This is a genomic window from Paenibacillus oryzisoli (assembly GCF_001653565.1).
GTDB lineage: Bacteria > Bacillota > Bacilli > Paenibacillales > NBRC-103111 > Paenibacillus_E > Paenibacillus_E oryzisoli.
In genome coordinates this window covers 17,957-36,365 of record NZ_LYPB01000087.1, presented here as the reverse complement: position 1 = coordinate 36,365, position 18,409 = coordinate 17,957, and the positions used below count along the sequence as shown (strand labels likewise).

General features: G+C 42.8%; 15 protein-coding genes and 2 pseudogenes. 13 read left to right on the top strand and 4 right to left on the bottom strand.

Going from position 1 to position 18,409, the window contains the following annotated elements:
• The first annotated feature begins 8 nt into the window (after nucleotides 1-8).
• The 4 genes and pseudogenes from gndA to A8708_RS27285 all read left to right on the top strand — a co-directional run.
• On the top strand, nucleotides 9-1,430 hold the full coding sequence (gndA, locus tag A8708_RS27300; RefSeq protein ID WP_068668910.1) for an NADP-dependent phosphogluconate dehydrogenase: 1,422 nt from the start codon (nucleotides 9-11) through the stop codon (nucleotides 1,428-1,430).
• A 225-nt stretch (nucleotides 1,431-1,655) separates the two neighbouring features.
• Nucleotides 1,656-2,264, top strand: coding sequence for a histidine phosphatase family protein (locus A8708_RS27295; RefSeq protein WP_068668909.1), 609 nt, complete (start codon nucleotides 1,656-1,658; stop codon nucleotides 2,262-2,264).
• A gap of 287 nt (nucleotides 2,265-2,551) precedes the next feature.
• Nucleotides 2,552-2,950 carry a VOC family protein gene (locus A8708_RS27290; protein ID WP_068668907.1) on the top strand — a complete coding sequence of 133 codons (399 nt, stop codon included), beginning with the start codon at nucleotides 2,552-2,554 and terminating at the stop codon, nucleotides 2,948-2,950.
• A gap of 91 nt (nucleotides 2,951-3,041) precedes the next feature.
• Nucleotides 3,042-3,341 (top strand): annotated as a pseudogene (locus A8708_RS27285) (DinB family protein); the annotation flags it as partial.
• A gap of 225 nt (nucleotides 3,342-3,566) precedes the next feature.
• Here the strand turns inward: A8708_RS27285 and cyoE are convergent.
• Nucleotides 3,567-4,487: a heme o synthase gene (gene cyoE / locus A8708_RS27280; protein WP_068668905.1), complete on the bottom strand. Its 921-nt coding sequence runs from the start codon at nucleotides 4,485-4,487 to the stop codon at nucleotides 3,567-3,569.
• A 197-nt stretch (nucleotides 4,488-4,684) separates the two neighbouring features.
• Entirely contained in the window at nucleotides 4,685-5,908 is a 1,224-nt protein-coding gene (locus tag A8708_RS27275; protein ID WP_068668903.1) for an MFS transporter, read from the bottom strand.
• A 184-nt stretch (nucleotides 5,909-6,092) separates the two neighbouring features.
• Here A8708_RS27275 and A8708_RS27270 point away from each other — a divergent pair, with 184 nt between their 5' ends.
• The 8 genes and pseudogenes from A8708_RS27270 to A8708_RS27235 all read left to right on the top strand — a co-directional run bounded on the left by A8708_RS27270 (nucleotide 6,093) and on the right by A8708_RS27235 (nucleotide 14,248).
• Nucleotides 6,093-6,704, top strand: coding sequence for a TetR/AcrR family transcriptional regulator (locus A8708_RS27270; protein ID WP_068668901.1), 612 nt, complete (start codon nucleotides 6,093-6,095; stop codon nucleotides 6,702-6,704).
• Between the two features lie 217 nt (nucleotides 6,705-6,921).
• The gene (locus A8708_RS27265) at nucleotides 6,922-7,146 is read left to right on the top strand and encodes a DUF896 domain-containing protein (protein WP_068668899.1); all 225 of its coding nucleotides are present in this window, start codon (nucleotides 6,922-6,924) and stop codon (nucleotides 7,144-7,146) included.
• Between the two features lie 116 nt (nucleotides 7,147-7,262).
• Nucleotides 7,263-7,826 carry an NADPH-dependent FMN reductase gene (locus A8708_RS27260; protein ID WP_068668897.1) on the top strand — a complete coding sequence of 188 codons (564 nt, stop codon included), beginning with the start codon at nucleotides 7,263-7,265 and terminating at the stop codon, nucleotides 7,824-7,826.
• Nucleotides 7,827-7,849: 23 nt separating this feature from the next.
• Nucleotides 7,850-8,524, top strand: a pseudogene (locus A8708_RS27255) (glyceraldehyde 3-phosphate dehydrogenase NAD-binding domain-containing protein); the annotation flags it as partial.
• Nucleotides 8,525-8,598: 74 nt separating this feature from the next.
• Nucleotides 8,599-9,024 carry a hypothetical protein gene (locus tag A8708_RS27250; RefSeq protein WP_420848628.1) on the top strand — a complete coding sequence of 142 codons (426 nt, stop codon included), beginning with the start codon at nucleotides 8,599-8,601 and terminating at the stop codon, nucleotides 9,022-9,024.
• 347 nt (nucleotides 9,025-9,371) lie between these two features.
• The gene (locus A8708_RS27245; RefSeq protein WP_068669125.1) at nucleotides 9,372-10,664 is read left to right on the top strand and encodes a histidine--tRNA ligase; all 1,293 of its coding nucleotides are present in this window, start codon (nucleotides 9,372-9,374) and stop codon (nucleotides 10,662-10,664) included.
• A gap of 457 nt (nucleotides 10,665-11,121) precedes the next feature.
• Nucleotides 11,122-13,041, top strand: coding sequence for a family 43 glycosylhydrolase (locus tag A8708_RS27240; protein WP_068668895.1), 1,920 nt, complete (start codon nucleotides 11,122-11,124; stop codon nucleotides 13,039-13,041).
• A gap of 19 nt (nucleotides 13,042-13,060) precedes the next feature.
• On the top strand, nucleotides 13,061-14,248 hold the full coding sequence (locus A8708_RS27235) for a sigma-70 family RNA polymerase sigma factor (protein WP_239696867.1): 1,188 nt from the start codon (nucleotides 13,061-13,063) through the stop codon (nucleotides 14,246-14,248).
• Between the two features lie 192 nt (nucleotides 14,249-14,440).
• Here A8708_RS27235 and A8708_RS27230 read toward each other — a convergent pair whose 3' ends face one another.
• Nucleotides 14,441-14,851: a VOC family protein gene (locus A8708_RS27230; protein ID WP_068668891.1), complete on the bottom strand. Its 411-nt coding sequence runs from the start codon at nucleotides 14,849-14,851 to the stop codon at nucleotides 14,441-14,443.
• A gap of 307 nt (nucleotides 14,852-15,158) precedes the next feature.
• Here A8708_RS27230 and A8708_RS27225 point away from each other — a divergent pair, with 307 nt between their 5' ends.
• Nucleotides 15,159-17,258, top strand: a complete 2,100-nt coding sequence (locus A8708_RS27225; protein WP_068668889.1) for a methyl-accepting chemotaxis protein — start codon at nucleotides 15,159-15,161, stop codon at nucleotides 17,256-17,258.
• Between the two features lie 254 nt (nucleotides 17,259-17,512).
• On the opposite strand, the gene A8708_RS27220 is transcribed toward A8708_RS27225, so the two are convergent.
• Complete coding sequence (locus A8708_RS27220) at nucleotides 17,513-18,382, bottom strand: AraC family transcriptional regulator (RefSeq protein ID WP_068668887.1); 870 nt, start codon at nucleotides 18,380-18,382, stop codon at nucleotides 17,513-17,515.
• Nucleotides 18,383-18,409: the final 27 nt, after the last annotated feature.

Sequence of the window (18,409 nt, the reverse complement as noted above, 5' to 3'; positions counted from 1 at the left end):
TACTAACAATGAATAAACAGCAAATTGGCGTCGTTGGATTAGCCGTAATGGGGAAGAACTTAGCTTTGAATATCGAAAGTAAAGGCTTTTCAGTTGCTTTGTATAATCGTTCCCCCGAGAAAACGAAGGAGTTAGTGGAGGAGGCGAAAGGCAAGAATTTTATTGGTGCCTATAGTATAGAAGAATTCGTTCAATCGCTCGAAACGCCGCGTAAAATATTAATCATGGTAAAAGCGGGTCAACCCACAGACGATACCATTGATCAACTTGTCCCATACCTTAGTCCAGGGGATATACTTATCGACGGCGGCAATGCCTTTTTCCCTGATACACAAAGAAGAAACAAGGATCTGCAAGCCAAAGGTTTTCGCTTTATCGGTGCCGGCGTTTCAGGCGGTGAAGAGGGAGCTCTGAATGGTCCTGCAATTATGTCAGGCGGGCAAAAGGACGCATATGAACTCGTAGAGCCGATCTTAACCGCGATTTCTGCCAAAGTGAATGGCGATCCATGCTCGACGTATATTGGGGAAGGTGGATCGGGTCATTATGTTAAAATGGTACACAATGGTATCGAATATGGAGATATGCAGCTCATAGGTGAAGCGTATCACTTGCTCAAGGATGTTCTGAACTTAAATACTAGTGAACTTCATGAGATTTTCACTGAATGGAACAGTGGTGAGCTGGATAGTTATTTAATAGAAATTACGGCTGACATTTTCTCGAAAATAGATCCCGATACAGGCAAACCGATGGTTGATGTCATTCTCGATTCGGCCGGACAAAAAGGTACCGGTAAATGGACAAGTCAAAGTGCATTGGATTTAGGCGTTCCGTTGTCCATTATTACCGAATCCGTGTTCGCGCGGTTCATCTCCGCGATGAAAGAAGAACGAATAGCGGCGAGCAAACGACTTAATGGGCCAGTGGTATCCAGCTTTGATGGAGAACCTAAGGAGTTCATAGAAGCCGTTCGGAAAGCTTTGTACGCCAGTAAAATCGCTTCGTATGCGCAAGGATTTGCCCAAATGCGAGCTGCTTCTGATGAATATAAGTGGAATCTGAACTATGGCAGCATTGCGATGATTTTCCGTGGGGGCTGTATTATCCGTGCAAGATTTCTACAAAATATTAAAGATGCTTACGATCGTGACCCCGCTCTTAAAAATCTGTTATTAGACGCGTATTTCGGTGAAATCGTGACTAACTATCAGGATGCTTGGAGAAAAGTAATTGCAATAGCTGTAACGAGAGGAATACCGGTTCCTGCGTTCGCCTCCGCTTTGGCTTATTACGACAGCTATCGCACTGAGCGTCTGCCAGCAAATTTGCTACAAGCACAAAGAGACTATTTCGGAGCTCATACTTTCCAGCGTGTTGACAAAGAAGGAAGTTTTCATTTTCAATGGATGGCAAATAGCGGGGAATAATTTCAAATCACAAATCACCTAGTGTTGTTCTTTTATCCGCCGCTGTATCACAACAACACAGAACGAAGTCCGCGAAAGCCGCGGGCTTTTTTCTTTTTTGTGAAAAGAACAATCACCGATTTCCGGCAATCATACATCTTTTAAAACATGGAATATTATTGTATCATCTAATTAGATTAATATCTAATTAGATGATTATAAAATCAACTGATAGGAGCGGTGAAAATGAGTGCAGATTTCTACCTTGTGAGACATGCTTTAAAGGAAAAAGATGTTGGTGATGTCTTTCTAACAGCCGATGGTTTGGAGCAAGCACATGCCACAGCATGCTTTTTCGAACAAATTGACATCGCTAGAATATTCTGTAGTCCACTTAACAGAGCTAAACAGACCGCACAGATTATTGGAAATGCTATAAGAATACCGATCACTGAGGATTCCCGTTTAAGAGAGCGAGCTAATTGGGGAGACATGCCAGGACAATCATTTCAGGAATTTGTTGAAATGTGGAATCGATGCACCAAGGAAAGAGATTTAACGCCTCCCATAGGAGATTCCGCAAGAAAGGCTGGTCAGCGATTATCTACATTCATAATGGAAACGGCAGCTAAATATCCGCTAGAAAGAACTGTTATTGTGACTCACGGTGGATTAATAACAGACTTTTTATTGAATGAGTTTTCATCAGATGAGCTTAATAAAAAACATCCTAATTTTATAATAGAACAAAGCAATTTGGTTCCAGAGTGCTCAATAACTAAAATAAGACATGACTCCAAGGGATTTGAATTTGTTGATTTTGCTAATATTGCTCATCTGATTGATCATTGTTAATATTTATTGTTTTTTCTTTATTGTGATACTCTTTATTAGGAACTAGCATTATACTGAATGTCAGTTACTTGTTTCAAGGAAGATTATACTGCAAGTAAAAATCGATGAGATCTTACAAATTCAAAGACTTATTGAAGTAATCAGTTTATTTGTTATTGCACTTTCGTCACTTATTCTTACGGCAACTTTATCCAGATATTTGTTGAAACATACTCATTAGATCGCTAAAATAACGAGGAACGACCAGTCACCAATATAAAAGTGAAGAACTAAAGGAGGAGAGTAAAATGGACAAGGTAATACCTTTCTTAATGTTTCAAGAAGGCAAGGCAGAGGAAGCAATGAATTATTATACATCGCTTATTGAGGATTCTGAAATTACAAGCATTCATCGATATGGTGCTAATGATGCAGGAAAAGAAGGAACCGTATTTCAGGCTACTTTTACATTAAAAGGACAGGAGTTTATGTGTATTGACAGTCATGTCAAACATGCATTTTCCTTTACACCTTCGTTCTCGATCTATGTTGCTTGTACTACTGAAGAAGAAATTGATGAACTTTATGGAAAACTTAAAGATGATGGGGGCCATCCTCTAATGCCATTAGGTAACTATGGTTTCAGTAAAAAATTCGGTTGGCTGAATGACCGCTTTGGAATCTCATGGCAGATAAATTTTGTCTAGTATAACCGATGAACCCAATGGAAATTATCGTTAGCTTAACTTGAGCGTACTAGCAGATCACCGCATATTAGTAGGAAGGAGTGTGGAAATTCTGTTTCATGTAAAAGATTTATTATCCGATCAGTTATTAGCAAATGCTAATGACCCAAGTTGGTACCAACCATTTTCAGATGCAGTTGAAAATTTGTCTGAGAATCAAGCATTGTGGAAACCTATTGAAGAAAGTAATAGTATCGCTGAAATTGTCCAGCATTTACTTTATTGGAATGAAACTTGGCAAACTAGGTACCTTAAAAATGATGTAAATGCAGTGCCTTCCATAGGAAATAATAATAAAAGTTTTATACTACCCCAAGATCAAAAATTCACTGATTTAAAAGAACGATTATTACTGAGTAGTGTTGAAGTTCTTTGAATGAATTTGATTTTATCTGTCGAGGTGAGCTTCATGGAATTAATTAAAAAAATGACAGACAGCGATGTGTCGTAATTTCTTTTATAAATTTTTTTAGGTTGCCTAATGGAATAAAAAATGAGCAAAGGCTGCAGATCGAATCCGCAGTCTTTGCTCATTTATCTTGTGACGAGGAATTACTCTATTCATGATCTACTGAAATTAAAATAAAGGAGCACTTACAGTGTAGCCTACAATCATAACTAACAGTATTGTAATGTGATTCAGCGAAAAAATAAACATTGAGCGAGCCCACTTGTCCTCCTGCTTCTTACGATATCCCGTGATGCTCAGAATTAACCAGCCTAAGCTTAGGAGTGCGTTGACCACAGTGATATAAGGGTTAAAAGACCAAAATAAAAAACTGCTCAGGAACAACGCAACTAGATAAATGTTCATCTGCACGTACGTTCTTCGAATCCCTTTGACTACTGGCAACATCGGAATGTTGGCCGCGCGATATTCCTCCATGCGCCGAATCCCAATCGCATAAAAATGGGGCATCTGCCAAATCACCATTAACACGAATAGCGCAATGGCACCGGGATGTAAAATGTCAGGCGAGATCGCGGCCCAACCAATCAAAGGAGGCATCGCTCCTGACAAGCTTCCAACCTCCGTGTTGTAGATGGTTCTTCGTTTCGTCCAAATCGTATAAGGCACAACATAGATGAACAGCCCTAGAAAACCAAGTAAAGCGGAAAGCGGAGAAGCCATATACAGTGCAATAATACCACCGACCGCAATCCAGCCCCCAATAACCAAACCACTCCAGACGTCGATGATGCCAGATACGGTTGGTCTTTTTTTAGTTCTTTCCATAATAATGTCGATATCACGGTCGTATAGATTATTGAAGATACCGGCTGCACCGATAACAAACACTGTTCCTATCAAAGCTAAAACCATGTTCCCTATTTTATCGAAGAATGGTATATCGTGAATAAACATCGCCATGCTAAGTCCCGCGACCATCGCAATGAGGTTAGACTTAATAATACCAATCTTAATCGATTCAAAGAGTACCTTGGTCACTGAGGTTGGAATCAGTTCAACACTAACCGCATTGTTTTGAAATTGCATGAAGTTAACACTCCCTCTAAGTAGGTTCACCTATAGGTTACCATATCTCTTCGTAAAAATGCCTTTCCTCAGCCAATCCCTCATTATTCTGTCATATTTCTTTGTCGCTTTCGTGAATAAAAGAGGAATAGATTCTTACTAGTTGAACACCTGCGAATGTTATCCAAGCGAAGATGCAGTAAATTGCGGCGGAACGCTCACCCTTTTTTATCGTTCAATCCAAGGGTAGGTTTTCGGTTTCGGATTTGTCGCATCACCATTCCCGCAAAACAGCCTAGGAATGTGATTCCTGCAACGATGTATGGAAGGGATAAAGACCAGTCATACAATACCCCGGCAGCCATCGAACCTGCGATCGTTCCGATACTCGTGAAAGTGGAATTCAATCCCGCGACGTAACCCTGATCGTCTCCTGCCATCTTAGATAAAAATGTAGAAGCGGCCGGTCGGAGAAGATCGCAAGCAGCGAAGATCAGGATCGTGAAGAATAAGACTGACCAATACGAATGAACCCATACAATGAGAAGCAACGAGGCACCTGCAAAAGCAAGACCGATATACATCACTCGTATTTCGCCGAACTTCTTGACCAGCATGTCCAATAGGCCAATCTGAATGATGACTCCGACAATGGCGCCGATTGTCATGATTAAGGCAATATCCCGCGGACCAAATTGATGCCTAACATCCAAATACAAGCCAAATACCGTCTCGAAGTTCGAAAGCCCGAACCCGAGGATAAGCAACACAAGAAGCGCAAAAAAGTAAGGTGCTTTTCTGGAGAGCATCAATTGACTGACCAGACTGTGGCTGGTTGTGGCGCTGCTTGACGGCTCGATTGAGCCAGACCTGGCAATTTTCAGGGATTCGGGCAAAACCAGCCAGGTTAATATCGCCGATAACGAAATGACGACAGCAGCGGTATAGAACGGAACGCGCATGCCGTATTCCGCCAGGAACCCTCCAAGACCTGGACCGATGATAAACCCTGTTGACATGGCTGCGGACACGAAGCCCATTCCTTTGGCTCGTTCATCTTCCGTGGTGACATCGGCGGTAAAGGCCATAATTCCAGGAAAAATGAGGGCAAGACCGACCCCACCAAGTAGCCTGGAACCGAAGAGCAGGGAAAGGGAGGACGCAATTCCGAATATGGCCTCGGAAACTGCAAGCAACGCCAGACCAGCGACGATGGCCTTTTTCCTGCCAACTGTATCGCAGAGCCTTCCGGCCCACGGAGAGAATAGTAACTGAGTAACAGCAAAAGCAGCTGTCAATGAGCCCACCGCAGCTCCGGTTAATCCCAACTCTTTCATCAAAGTTGGCATGACGGGAACCACAAGTCCATAGGCCGACATAGCGAGGAAAATATTGAGCATCAATAGTGATAGGGCTCCGTTGTTTTTCAATAATAACGACATAACGTTTCCACCTGACATGATGAAGAAAATAATCGACTGAAATGCGCTTAATTATGTGACACTTGATATAGCGAATGAAAGTCGTCTATAATAATATAGAACGAACGGTCAGTATAAATCAAATTTTAAGCAAAGTCGTTCTTCTGCAAAGAAGAAGCTTACATATAACGGAGGAGCAAACCCAATGAATCAGAAGAAGCTGCAGCGAGAGGAAACAAAAAAAAAGATAGCGGAAGCCGCGGGCCAATTATTTGCCCAGAAAGGGTATGCAGCAACTTCTATTGGAGACATCGTTGCAGCGACAGGGAAAAGTAAGGGGAATATTTATTATCACTTCGGCAGCAAGGAGGGACTGTTTCTCCATTTGCTCGACGAATGGGAGCGTGGATGGAAAGATACGTGGTCGGAGAAATTGCCTTCTCTGATAACCATTTCGGACAAGCTAAGCGGACTGGCGCAAATAATGGTGAATGACTTAAATCATCCATTAACTCAGGCGATGAATGAGTTTTTTAGCAGCGAGTGGGATCGGAGTGAAGTACAGGCAAGTGTAACCAACTACTACACCGATCACATTGCGTTTAACCAAGAGATGATTCAATCCGCTATGGCGAATGGGGAACTGGCTGAGGATGACACACGAATGCTCGCCATTATTCTGGAAGCGATGATGCAGGGCCTTTACCACATGTCTCCGCATATTGGAACTGAAAAGTCATTGGACCTTTATCGCAAGGCGGTAACCGTGTTCCTTCAAGGTACGGTAAAACCGGATCTGCTAATGAATGGGGGATGACGGAGAGGGTAAACTTTAGCTTAACAAGACTATTACGGCAGTTGACTTCCAGTGGTTTATGTTTATGTAACCACCTGGTTACCTTGTTAACTAGCCTGAAAAGTCATTCTATGAAAGGAGCCGTTCGATAACCATTGACAATTATCTCGATTTGTATTATCTTTAAATTAAGATGTTAATTTTGATATCAGCAATTGACTTCAAGGAGGTAACGAGAATGATTCCTATTTTGAACCGTATTAATGAACTGAGCAGAATTGAGCGTAGCAAAGGGCTATCAGAAGTCGAAAAAGGGGAACAGGCAGCACTCCGGACTCAGTATTTACAGATTGTACGAGGGCAAGTATTCTCTACACTGTTGAGCGTATCTGTTAAGGATAAATTAGGGAACGATGTAACTCCTAGAAAGCTTCTTGACAAAAAAGTATCTAACGACAATTAACCTTTAGCTTATATCTTAAATTAAAGATTATTAAAAATGAGATAATTTAAGTGATCGACGCTGCTAGATTCATATCTGCGGCGCGCCATCCCACACATCATTCAGGAGGTTGTCTAATGTCTAAACGAATAGGGATAATTGTAGGAAGTTTGAGGGAAAACTCGTTTAATCAAATGATAGCAAATACAATACCGGAACTTCTAGATTCAGCCCAATATGAACTCATCTCGATTGCGAATCTACCCTTGTATAACGCGGATTTGGATCTTGGAGATGGACCAGATACAGTTAAGCATTATCGCGAGGCGATTCAGAAGACAGATGGTATTCTCATCATCAGCCCAGAGTATAATTCAGGAATACCGGGTGTGCTGAAAAATGCGCTAGACTGGGCTTCGACACCTACCAAAACAGCCGTTCTAATTCATAAACCTGCGGGTGTGATCGGCGCAACACCTGGCGCAAAAGGGACGATTCTATCACAACAGCAAATCAGACAAACGTTGGATGCCACCCAGTCCTATGTGATGCCAGCTCAAAAATTGTATATTTCTCAAATCACAGATAAAATTGATCTAACTACTCAAAAGCTTACAGATGCAACGACTCGCAAATATGTACAGCGTTATGTTCAAACATTTTTGCAATGGATTGATCAGGTAAATCTGCTGAAAGAGTAGGAACGCTAACAAATTTTAAATATATGGAGGCTATTATGGGTAAAATCGCGGTTTTTGGATTTGGACGTATCGGAAGACAGCTCCTTCGGGCGGCGTTACAACAAAATTTGTTTATTCCGTTTTCTATCTCAGATATTAAAGACGAAGCTACGCTTGCAGCACTTTTTGAAGTGGATACCAATTACAAACGTTGGCATGAGCACGTATCTGCTCGAGAAGGCGCAATCGTAATCGGTGACCGGGAGATCAAGTATTTAAATTCTGCCGGTGAATTACCAAATTGGGGTGAATTGGGTGTTGAATTGGTTATTGATTGTACGGGACGAGCCGTTACGAGACCTGTAGCTGAACTTCACTTGGAGCGAGGCGCAAAAAGGGTACTTGTCAGCGGTCCAAGCAAAACCTTGGAAGATTGTGACGCCGTGCTACTTAAAGGAATCAACTTAGAAAGCTTCGATCCGGAAAAGCATAAAATCATTAGCATGGCGAGTTGTACAACCAATGCCCTTGCACCTGTTGTCAAATTAGTCAGAGAGAACTTTGGCATACAATATGGATTATTCTCCACGGTACACTCGTATACGAACACACAATCGTTAACGGACCAGCCGATGAAGGATCGCCGAGATTCTTGGGCCGCCGCAGAGAATATCATTCCGTCGTCCTCAGGTGCAGCCAAAGCTCTGAAATTCATTTGGNCTTTGGCATACAATATGGATTATTCTCCACGGTACACTCGTATACGAACACGCAATCGTTAACGGACCAGCCGATGAAGGATCGCCGAGATTCTTGGGCCGCCGCAGAGAATATCATTCCGTCGTCCTCAGGTGCAGCCAAAGCTCTGAAATTCATTTGGAATGATCTTCAGATTACGGGCAAAGCTTACAGGATTCCTACCCGTACTGGGAGCATTGCGGAACTTAACTTGATCACAGAGAAGCGATGCACCGTTCAAGAGATTAACGATATGTTTCGAGAAGCTGCAAGAGAGGGCCAATTAAAAGGTGTTCTTGATGTTCTTGAAGGGGAGTGGGCTTCGTCACGTATTGTAGCAGATCCGCATTCTTCGATTATTGACTTGCGATTAACCCAAGTTCAAGGTGAACTATTGTCCGTCGCCACCTGGTACGATAACGAATGGGGTTATGCTTCTCGTTTAGCTGAGGTAGCCTCTTATCTTGTTGCAAAATCATAAGCTAATAATAAATTGCTTTGTCGTGAATGCTTACCTCTCGACCATAGTTGGGCTTATTAATTGAACGAACTAGCTACAAAACATACTAGTTATAAGATGAGAATCAAACTTGCGTGAGTTGAAGCAATCCGTTATAATCTGTGTAATTAAGTGTCGAAGGGGATTGAGCCTCATGATTAGAATCATGTTGAATCAACTTCATCATCACAAAAGGCGTTAGCACACCTGTTTAAAATTCAGGGTGGGCTAACGCTTTTCGCGTTGGCCTCCCTGCGGCATATCGAACGCGCAGGACCATGAGGTCCCGCGCGTTTTTTATTTTCTCAAAATTGAAGGGAATGATGATTGTGCAAAATGTAAAAGGTACCTATGATTTCTTCGGAAATGAACAATCGCTTAGGAAAAAAGTTCAATCTACACTTCAAGAAGTATTTGAACTGTATGATTTTGATGGGATGGATTCTACTATATTAAGCGAACTCGATCTTCTGGCATCAAAGTATGCAGGCGGCGATGAAATACTGAAGGAAATGTACCAAATAACAGATCAAGGTATGCGAAATCTTGGACTTAGATATGACCTCACTATTCCTTTTGCAAAAGTGATCGCATTAAATCCAGGTATTGAACTTCCTTATAAGAGGTACGAAATTGGTAAGGTTTTTCGGGATGGGCCTGTTAAAAGAGGCCGTTTACGTGAATTTTTACAGTGTGATGTTGATGTAGTTGGAATCGCAGGACCTGAGGCAGAGGCTGAGTTAATGCAGTTAGCAGTTGAGGTTTTCAAAAGGCTGGAGATTCCGATTACACTCAAGTGGAACAATAGACGGTTTTTGAGTGAAGTTCTTGAATCAATTGACGTACCTTCTGATGAAAAGCTATCTGTCATGTTGACGCTCGATAAAATAAAAAAAATCGGAAATGAAGGAGTTATCAAAGAGCTTGTTAGCAAAGGGCTAAATGCTCAAGTAACCAACTCATTACAGGAATTACTTGAATTGGATAGCCAATCGTTTGATATTGTCTCAAGAAAATATGGAATTCAAGATAAGCCCGGCGCGCTAGAAGTCCAAACACTTCAAAATATCATTCACGACTTAGGACTCGAGCAAATATGTAAGTTTGATCCATTCCTTTCACGTGGGTTATCGTTTTATACAGGAACGGTCTATGAGATCTTTGATGCCTCTGGCTCTTTCTCTTCAAGCTTAGGCGGCGGTGGACGTTATGATGCCATAATTGGACAGCTAATCGGTAGAGACGATATTCAATATCCAACAGTAGGAATTTCTTTTGGTATGGAATCAATCATGGCGATGCTTGGGAGTCGACCGTCTCAAATTTCAAGTGCTTTAGTCGTAGTCATTCCTATAGGGGAAACTGTAACAGAAGTACTTAATATAGCAGCTAAACTGCGAGCAAGTGGTATTCGTACAAAGACAGATACGAGTGGGCGAAAGTTAAGGAAATCACTAGCAACTGCGTCGTCTAAGGGAATTCGGTATGTAATTATGATAGGTGAAAATGAAGTGAAACTTGGAAAACTACGTTTGAAAGACATGGATGAGCAGAAGGAACTAATACTGAGCATTCAGGAGGTTATTGACTTCATCTCCACAACTTTTAAATCAGGGGGCTAAGTGAACAGACGTAATTTTGAAAATAGAGAGGAATTAATGGATATGCCGTTCTAGTCAGTATTCCAAACTCTGGCCACTTAATGAATTATGAATATCCGGATTTATTCAACAACATGATTCTCGATTTCGTGTAAAGCAACAATAGGCTGCCTCAAATGCCACGAATACGGCGAGGGGGAGCCTATTTTTGTCATTTCTACAAATCTTCAATTTTTACCAAAAATCATTTATAAAATTACATTTAGGATAAAAATTCTTGAGCGTATAATACTTTACATGAGATCTCTGTTTAAGATTACCGACAGAGGACTCCGAATACAGCTACTAAGAGGGGGGCAATATGTAACAATTGAATTAATAGGGGATTCAGTAATGACGCCATTCAAGTTCCGTTTATTTGTAAGCGCTTTCTAAAAAGAAGAGTACTATGCTGTCAGTTTCAGAAGGAGGTTGTGTTATGAGAAAAATTAATAAATCTAACTATGTATTGTTTTGCATTTCGATTGTACTTTGCTTGATTGTATCTTTGCCTGGATTCGCAAATGCTGCTCCTCTTCACGCTGGTCCACAATTTGTGGACGGCTATTATGCAGATCCTGATGTACAGATATATAATGGCACATATTGGGTGTATCCAACTCGTTCGACTCAAGTTGGCGAATCCGGTACTGGCGCAAAATCTGTTGACATCTTTTCTTCCACAGATATGGTCAATTGGACAAAATATTCAAATGTAATAAGTTCGGCCAATATATCATGGTTGCAACATTCATTGTGGGCGCCGAGCGGAGCTTATCGCAATGGGAAATACTACCTCTATTTTGCTGCTAATGCAATCAATGGCGATGGACAATTAGGTGGAATAGGTGTTGCTGTGGCTGATAGCCCTGAAGGTCCATATACCGATGCGATTGGTGCCCCCCTTATTAATGTTGTAAGGAATGGCGCAGGCCCCATGGATCAAGATGTATTTATAGATGATGACGGTCAAGCGTACATGTATTATGGCAGCTGGGGCGAGTGTAATGTTGTAAAACTTAACGCGGACATGAAGTCTTTGGGAACATGGTCTGACGGAACCGTCTATAAGAAGGTTACACCCACTAAAACGGGTGATAATGATTATTTTGAGGCACCTAAAGTGTTCAAGAGAAATGGGATCTACTATTTGACTTATGCCGCCGGTGTATGGGCCGATTCCTCTTATAAAGTAATGTATGCAACATCCAGCTCTGTAACAGGACCATTCGTACCGCAAGGGATTATGTTACATACCGATACGACAACAGCAGATGGACCTGGTCATAACGGTATTGTTCAATCACCAATAACAAATGATTGGTACATTTTTTACCATAAGCGTTATCTGAGCAGTTCACAACGCGTACTAGTATTTGATAAATTTGAGTTTAATGCTGATAATACGATTAAACCAGTCGAAATGGCAGTAGAAGATAACTTTGATGACGGTACGGATGCAGGATGGACCAAATATGGCGGATCATGGACCGTATCTAACGGTCAGTATAATGTAGCTTCAAATCCGGGTGCCAAGGCACTCTTGGATACCAATTTCTCAGATGTGATTTACGAGTCTGATGTGACACCGGGGTCAACCGGCAATGCGGGTCTGGTATTTAGAGTATCCAATCCTGGAACGGGTGCGGATACTTACCAAGGCTACTATGCTGGACTCGATGTTCCCAATCAAAAGGTTTTGATCGGAAAAGCAAACAACAACTGGACATCGCTTGCCACTGCTTCGATAAGCTTAACGGCTAATACAAAGTACCATGTTAAAATAGTCGCACAAGATGCTTCCATTAAGGTCTATGTTGATGATATGACGATACCTAAGATTAGTGTAACGGATTCAACCTATATCAGGGGAAGTGTAGGTGTTAGAACCTATGATTCATCTGCCAAATTTGATAACATTTCAGTTCACAGCAGCCGCTATGAAACAGAAAATTTAATTGTAAGCGCAACCTCAGGCGATAAACACGCTATGTTTGGCAATGGAACCGGTCGAGACCTCAATTTGAGCGGTGGATTTGGAACTGCACTGGATGCCAATGCAGTCAACGACTTTGTGACATACACAGTGAATGTGCCCGAAGCGCGCAGTTATAGTGTAAGGGTTGGCGTGAAAAAGGGAGCAAACCGAGGGCAGTTTCAGTTGTCGGTTAACGGTGTCAATCATGGTTTGGTTCAGGATCTATATTCCTCTACATTTAACTATGTGGAACTGAATGTCGCCACTATCTCTTTCAGCTCGGCAGGCGATAAATCTTTTAAGTTTAACGTAGCAGGTAAAAATGGCTCAAGTTCAGACTACGATCTATCAATTGATTACATTAAACTAGTACCAAACTGATGCAAATTAGCAAAGGTAAATGCATTCAGCAGAGTGGACTCCGATGATCACGGAATCGGGCAGCTACAAGACTGTTCAATACACAGCAATGGGAGGCTGCCGACACTATCGGCAGCCTTTCGCTCATCTAACAGGCAGCAGTTCAGCGCAACTATCTAAGTATTGGGAGCGTAAAATGTATAGTTTGGTTTTTCTTCAAAAGAGGGGTTTAAAGGAATCTCCCTTCGGGAGATCGTTAAGGGAGGCATCGATGAACGAGACTGTATTTGACGAACCATTATTTGCAAGCTTGAAGCCGGGCTTAACCTCGTTTTGTTACCGAATGTTAGGCTCCATAGACGATGCGGACGATGCCGTTCAGGAGACGAGTATTCGGGTCTGGCAGAGCTGGAGCGCGTTCAGACAGGATTCCTCGTTCCAAACTTGGGTCTATCGGATTGCCTCCAACCTGTGCTTGGACAAGCTGAGACAATCCAAACGCCGCGCGCTTCCCGTTGACCTGTTCGACCCGGCCGTCGCCATCGTCGAGCCGCGCGACACGCTGCCGGATTCTGCCTGGATCTGGCCGTCTCCCGACTTTGGGGGCAATCCGGAGGATCGGCTCATCCGCAGTGAAACCCTTCAACTGTGCTTCATCGCTCTCCTGCAGACCTTGCCTCCGAGGCAGCGCGCGGTACTCATTTTGAAGGATGTATTTGAATGGTCCTCCAAGCAAATTGCGGAAATGTTGGCGATGTCACCGGCAGCGGTGAACAGCGCCTTGCAAAGAGCCAGAGAGAGGATGGACCGTGCGAAGCTCCGCTCAGATGAGCTCAGCAGTATGGACGTTCAACCGGATCCGCAGTTGCTGTCCCGGTATGTGGAGGCCTTCGAGCAATTCGATATTGCTGCGCTCGTCGCGTTGTTCCACGAGGAAGGCTGCATGTCGATGCCGCCTTTCGAGATGTGGATCCGCGGCAAGGAAGATTTGTCCGCCTTCTATTCACTGACTCGTTGGCATTGCGAAGGTTCGCGATTTGTGCCCATTACGGTGAATGGCGGTTATCCGGCGTTGGCCCAATATATGCCAGGCAAAGAGGGCTCTGGCTTGGTACCCTGGGGCATTCACGTCATCGAAACCAAAAGAGATCAAATTTTGCACGTTCAAAACTTCATTCATACGCCATTATTTTCCCGATTTGGGCTGCCTGAACGAATCGAGCAATGAATTTCGTAGTTGGCTTACGTCTATATCATCTAGAATACCAAACGGCTATTGGACCGAGTTGGATCACATTACGAAGTGGAATCAAGGTATCCAAAGAACAAAACTAATCATTGCGAAGAAGACGCTGGGGAAGATGCCCCGCGTCTTTCTTTTTGAACCCTAGTACGAGCTTATTCTTCGATAGTCTAAACCTTATGCCTCATCCATGTTCATGTAGTTAATGGCCCATAGATGACCGTCCAAGTCTACAAAGCCCCAATGATACATGGACCCATGATCTTCTGGTTCAGCGTGCAATTTCCCGCCCAGAGAGACCGCGGTATTCACGATTTCATCGACCTTCTCCCGGCTCTCGAAGGCCAATGCGATCGTCATCTGCGCATACTTGCTCGTATCTACGGATTCCTTCTCCGTGAGCGTAGTAAAGAATGTTTGATTGATTAGCATGACCTGCAGGTTGTCGCCGATCATGATGGCTACCGAATTCTCGTTATCGGGGAATTGCGGGTTAAGCTCGAATCCGAGTCCGGTAAAGAATGTTTTCGATTGTTCTACGTTTTTTACAGGCAGGTTGAAGCTCGTGAATGCGGACGTTAATGCCATTTTCAAAACACCTCTTCGTCAAATTAGTTTGTGTTCATTTATACCTACATATATATAGACGACTGCCGATCCGGAAATTCATCGGTCTCATCTTAATAACCCAACTTTGCACCAAGTCTAGCATGTCCTGTTTGGCGCTGTCCTTCTGCCCGATAACTGTCCCTCTCAGCGGGTACTTTTCAAAGAATTATCATTCATATTTCGACATTGTAAATGAAATTTATTTTGTGCACAAGCTATTCAAAAAAAATGTCGAATTGTCGATAAATACTTATTAGAAAGGGATAGAAAGGGGAGCTAATAGTATATGTGGCTGCGTAACCAGAGATTATCTTTTAAATTAGGAATCGCCATTGGGTTAGTGCTTCTCTTAGCTTTTGGAAGCTTGATTGGCGTGAATCTCAAACAAATTTACAGCAGTAGTTTAAGTCAAGGAGAATCGAAGGCAAATGAAGCTTCGTCTGTCGTATCTAATGGTTTTAAAGATCAGGTGAATGGGACGCTCACTGCTTTGTCGACGCTTAGAACTGTGATACTGGACGCAAGTACTTCCAACTCACTGACTCGCGAGGAAGTTGTCCGAATTTTAAATACCACATTGGTTGATCATGAAAAAGTATTGGCTTTCTATACGCTGTGGGAACCTAATGCATTCGATAAGAAGGATGCGGCGAATAGTAAAAAACTACCGTATGACGACAGCACGGGGCGCTTTATTCCCTATGTGGTAAGAGTAGGTGATAAAATCGATGTCCAGCCCTTAGTGGATTATGAAAAAGAAGGTGCAGGGGATTACTACCTCATTCCCAAAAAGACGAAAAAAAATACGTGGATTGAACCGTATTATTATCCGATCAGCGGCAAAGATGTCCTAATCACTTCATTAGTTATGCCGATTATGGATAAACAGGGCAAGTTCCTGGGCATCGTAGGGGCAGATATGGCGCTTAGCGACTTGCAAAAGCAAATCGAGCAACTAAAGCCACTTGGCGGCTACGCATCGATGATCTCTGCAGCCGGAAGCTATATAGCGCATGGAGCATCGCCGGAGAAAGTAAGCAAGTCGTATAGTGACAACCCGGAATCAGCAGCTGTGTGGGAGGGTGTTCATAAAGGTGAACGCTCCGCTTACATGAAGGGAAGCAGCGGTGAGGATCTTCACTTATTTACGCCCATTCAACTTGAGGGTTCCGAACATGCTTGGTACATGGAATCTGTCATTTCCAAGCAAACAATCTTAAAGGGCTTTTATGAAGGACTGACAACCTCTCTGACCATTGCGATCGTATCCTTAATTGTTCTGGCTATCATCTTGTTCCTTATAATTAGAAGATTCGTTCTGAGCCCTATTCAATCCGTAAGCCGACTTTCCGCGAAACTTGCCCAAGGCGAATTTACCGAGCAGCTGACAGTCAAAAGCCGAGATGAGTTCGGATTAATGTCGGAACAGTTTAATACCATGGTAGACAAGCTGCGAATGATGATTCACACAGTGACGGAGCATGCGATGTCGGTTGGCGCAACGTCCGAGCAACTGAATGCAAGCGCAGAACAAACAAGTCGCGCTGCCGAAACGATTGCGATTTCTATTCAAGAAATGGCCAGCGGCTCCGAGACGCAATTAATCGACGCGCAGGAAACGGCGCGAGCGATGACCGAAATGGCTATCGGTGTACAGAGAATTGCTGAATCTACCGCCATTGTGACAGACTCTACGGAGGAAGTAAGAGCCAAAACAACGGCAGGAAATGATAACATCCAAATGGCTGTTCGCCAAATGGGCCTCTTGAAAGAGAAAGTTGAAGATACTTCTATTGTCATTCGTCGTCTTGGCGAGCGTTCTGAAGCAATCGGGAGTATCATTGGCGTGATCTCGGGGTTAAGCAAGCAGACGAACTTATTAGCGTTAAATGCAGCCATTGAAGCTTCAAGAGCAGGTGAGCATGGCAAAGGCTTTGCAGTCGTAGCAGCGGAAGTTCGCAAGCTTGCCGAGCAGTCTAACGCCGCTTCGCTTCAAATCGTCGAGCTTATCAGTGAAATCAGCGAGGATACGAAGCTGGCTGTGAAAAGTATGGATCAAGGTACAACCGAAGTAACCAAGGGAGTTCAAGTTGTAACCGACAGCGGTATCATTTTCGCATCCATTACTCAGGAGATGTCACAGGTTCATCATCAAATTCAAGAAGTGTCAGCGGCGTCCGAGCAAATGTCGGCAAGCACCGAGCAGGTTTTGGCGACCGTGGAACAGTTGGCAAGCATTGCACGAAGTTCCAGCCACAATGCGCATAATGTTGCTGCAGCGTCCGAAGAACAATTGGCCACAATGGAAGAAATCAGTGCTTCATCGGAGGCATTAGGCCAATTAGTACAAGAACTGTTAGATTTGCTTGCCCGATTCAAAGTATAATAAAAAAGGCTGCCCATTAGTTTTTCTTGTGGGCAGCCTTTTTTATGACATGGCGCCTATAATTTAAGAATTCTAACTATATTTTTTGTAATTTTCGAGTATTGTTCAAATATTTTCAAATCATGAAATGGAAGCGGTATTAATTTATCTCGCTGGGATTCGACAATGAACCTTTCATTATTTTGTGTACTCGCATATACCCCTATGGGGCGATTGCTAATCAAGTTGTCGCACCAGTAACATTTATAAGCAGGTCATTCGTAATAAATGGCATCGTAAGGAAATTCTAACTTCTTCATTCTATATTCTTTAGGTGTCATATTCATATATTGCCGAAAAATTTTACCGAAGTAACTTGGACTTTCAAAACCACAAACCTTACCGATCTCATTAACGGATAATTCTGTAGTTCGAAGAAAGGAAATCGCTGCTTCCATTCGTCGATCGCGTAGATATTTAAGAGGTGTGCTTTGCTCGGAACGTTGAAAAAGCCTGCAAAAGTAATATTTATTAAGCTCACAGTGAGCAGCAATCATGTCTAGGGTGATGGGTTCAGCGCAGTGCTCTCTCATAAATCTCTTAGCTTTTTGAATCAAACTGCTCGAATTTGCGCTAATTTCTTTTGTAATCTCGCCACTTGTCTGGATAAGGGAAAGCAGCCATTCATAAACACTTAGAGATAGCTGATACTTATCAGTTACCTTTTCTTCCGCTACTAAGTTAAGCAATTTCCAGAATTCCTGTATAAGGGGTGATTGTATGTCTCTTCTTAGAACTGAGCCTTCTTGGTCGATGATCATATCCCAAATTCGAATGGCTTCATCCCCACGTAAATTCAACCAAATAACTTCCCACGGTTCTTTGCTAGTTTGATAAAAGTATTTATGATTACTAGGTACTTTGGCAAGAAATCCAGTGCCTCTCGGCATAGGATAGATCTGCTGCTCATACTCAAAATAACCTTGCCCGCTAAGCGTGTATTGAAAAATGACATGTCCGCAATCCGGACGATCTTCTCCTGAAAATGAGTATGAAGAGCTGTTAATTGTCTGCCATCCAATCGAATCTAAGGTGAGAATCGATGTATCATCATTTCGAAATCCATAAGACGATTGTTTTAGCATAGTTGAACCTCATTAAAGTCAATTTTG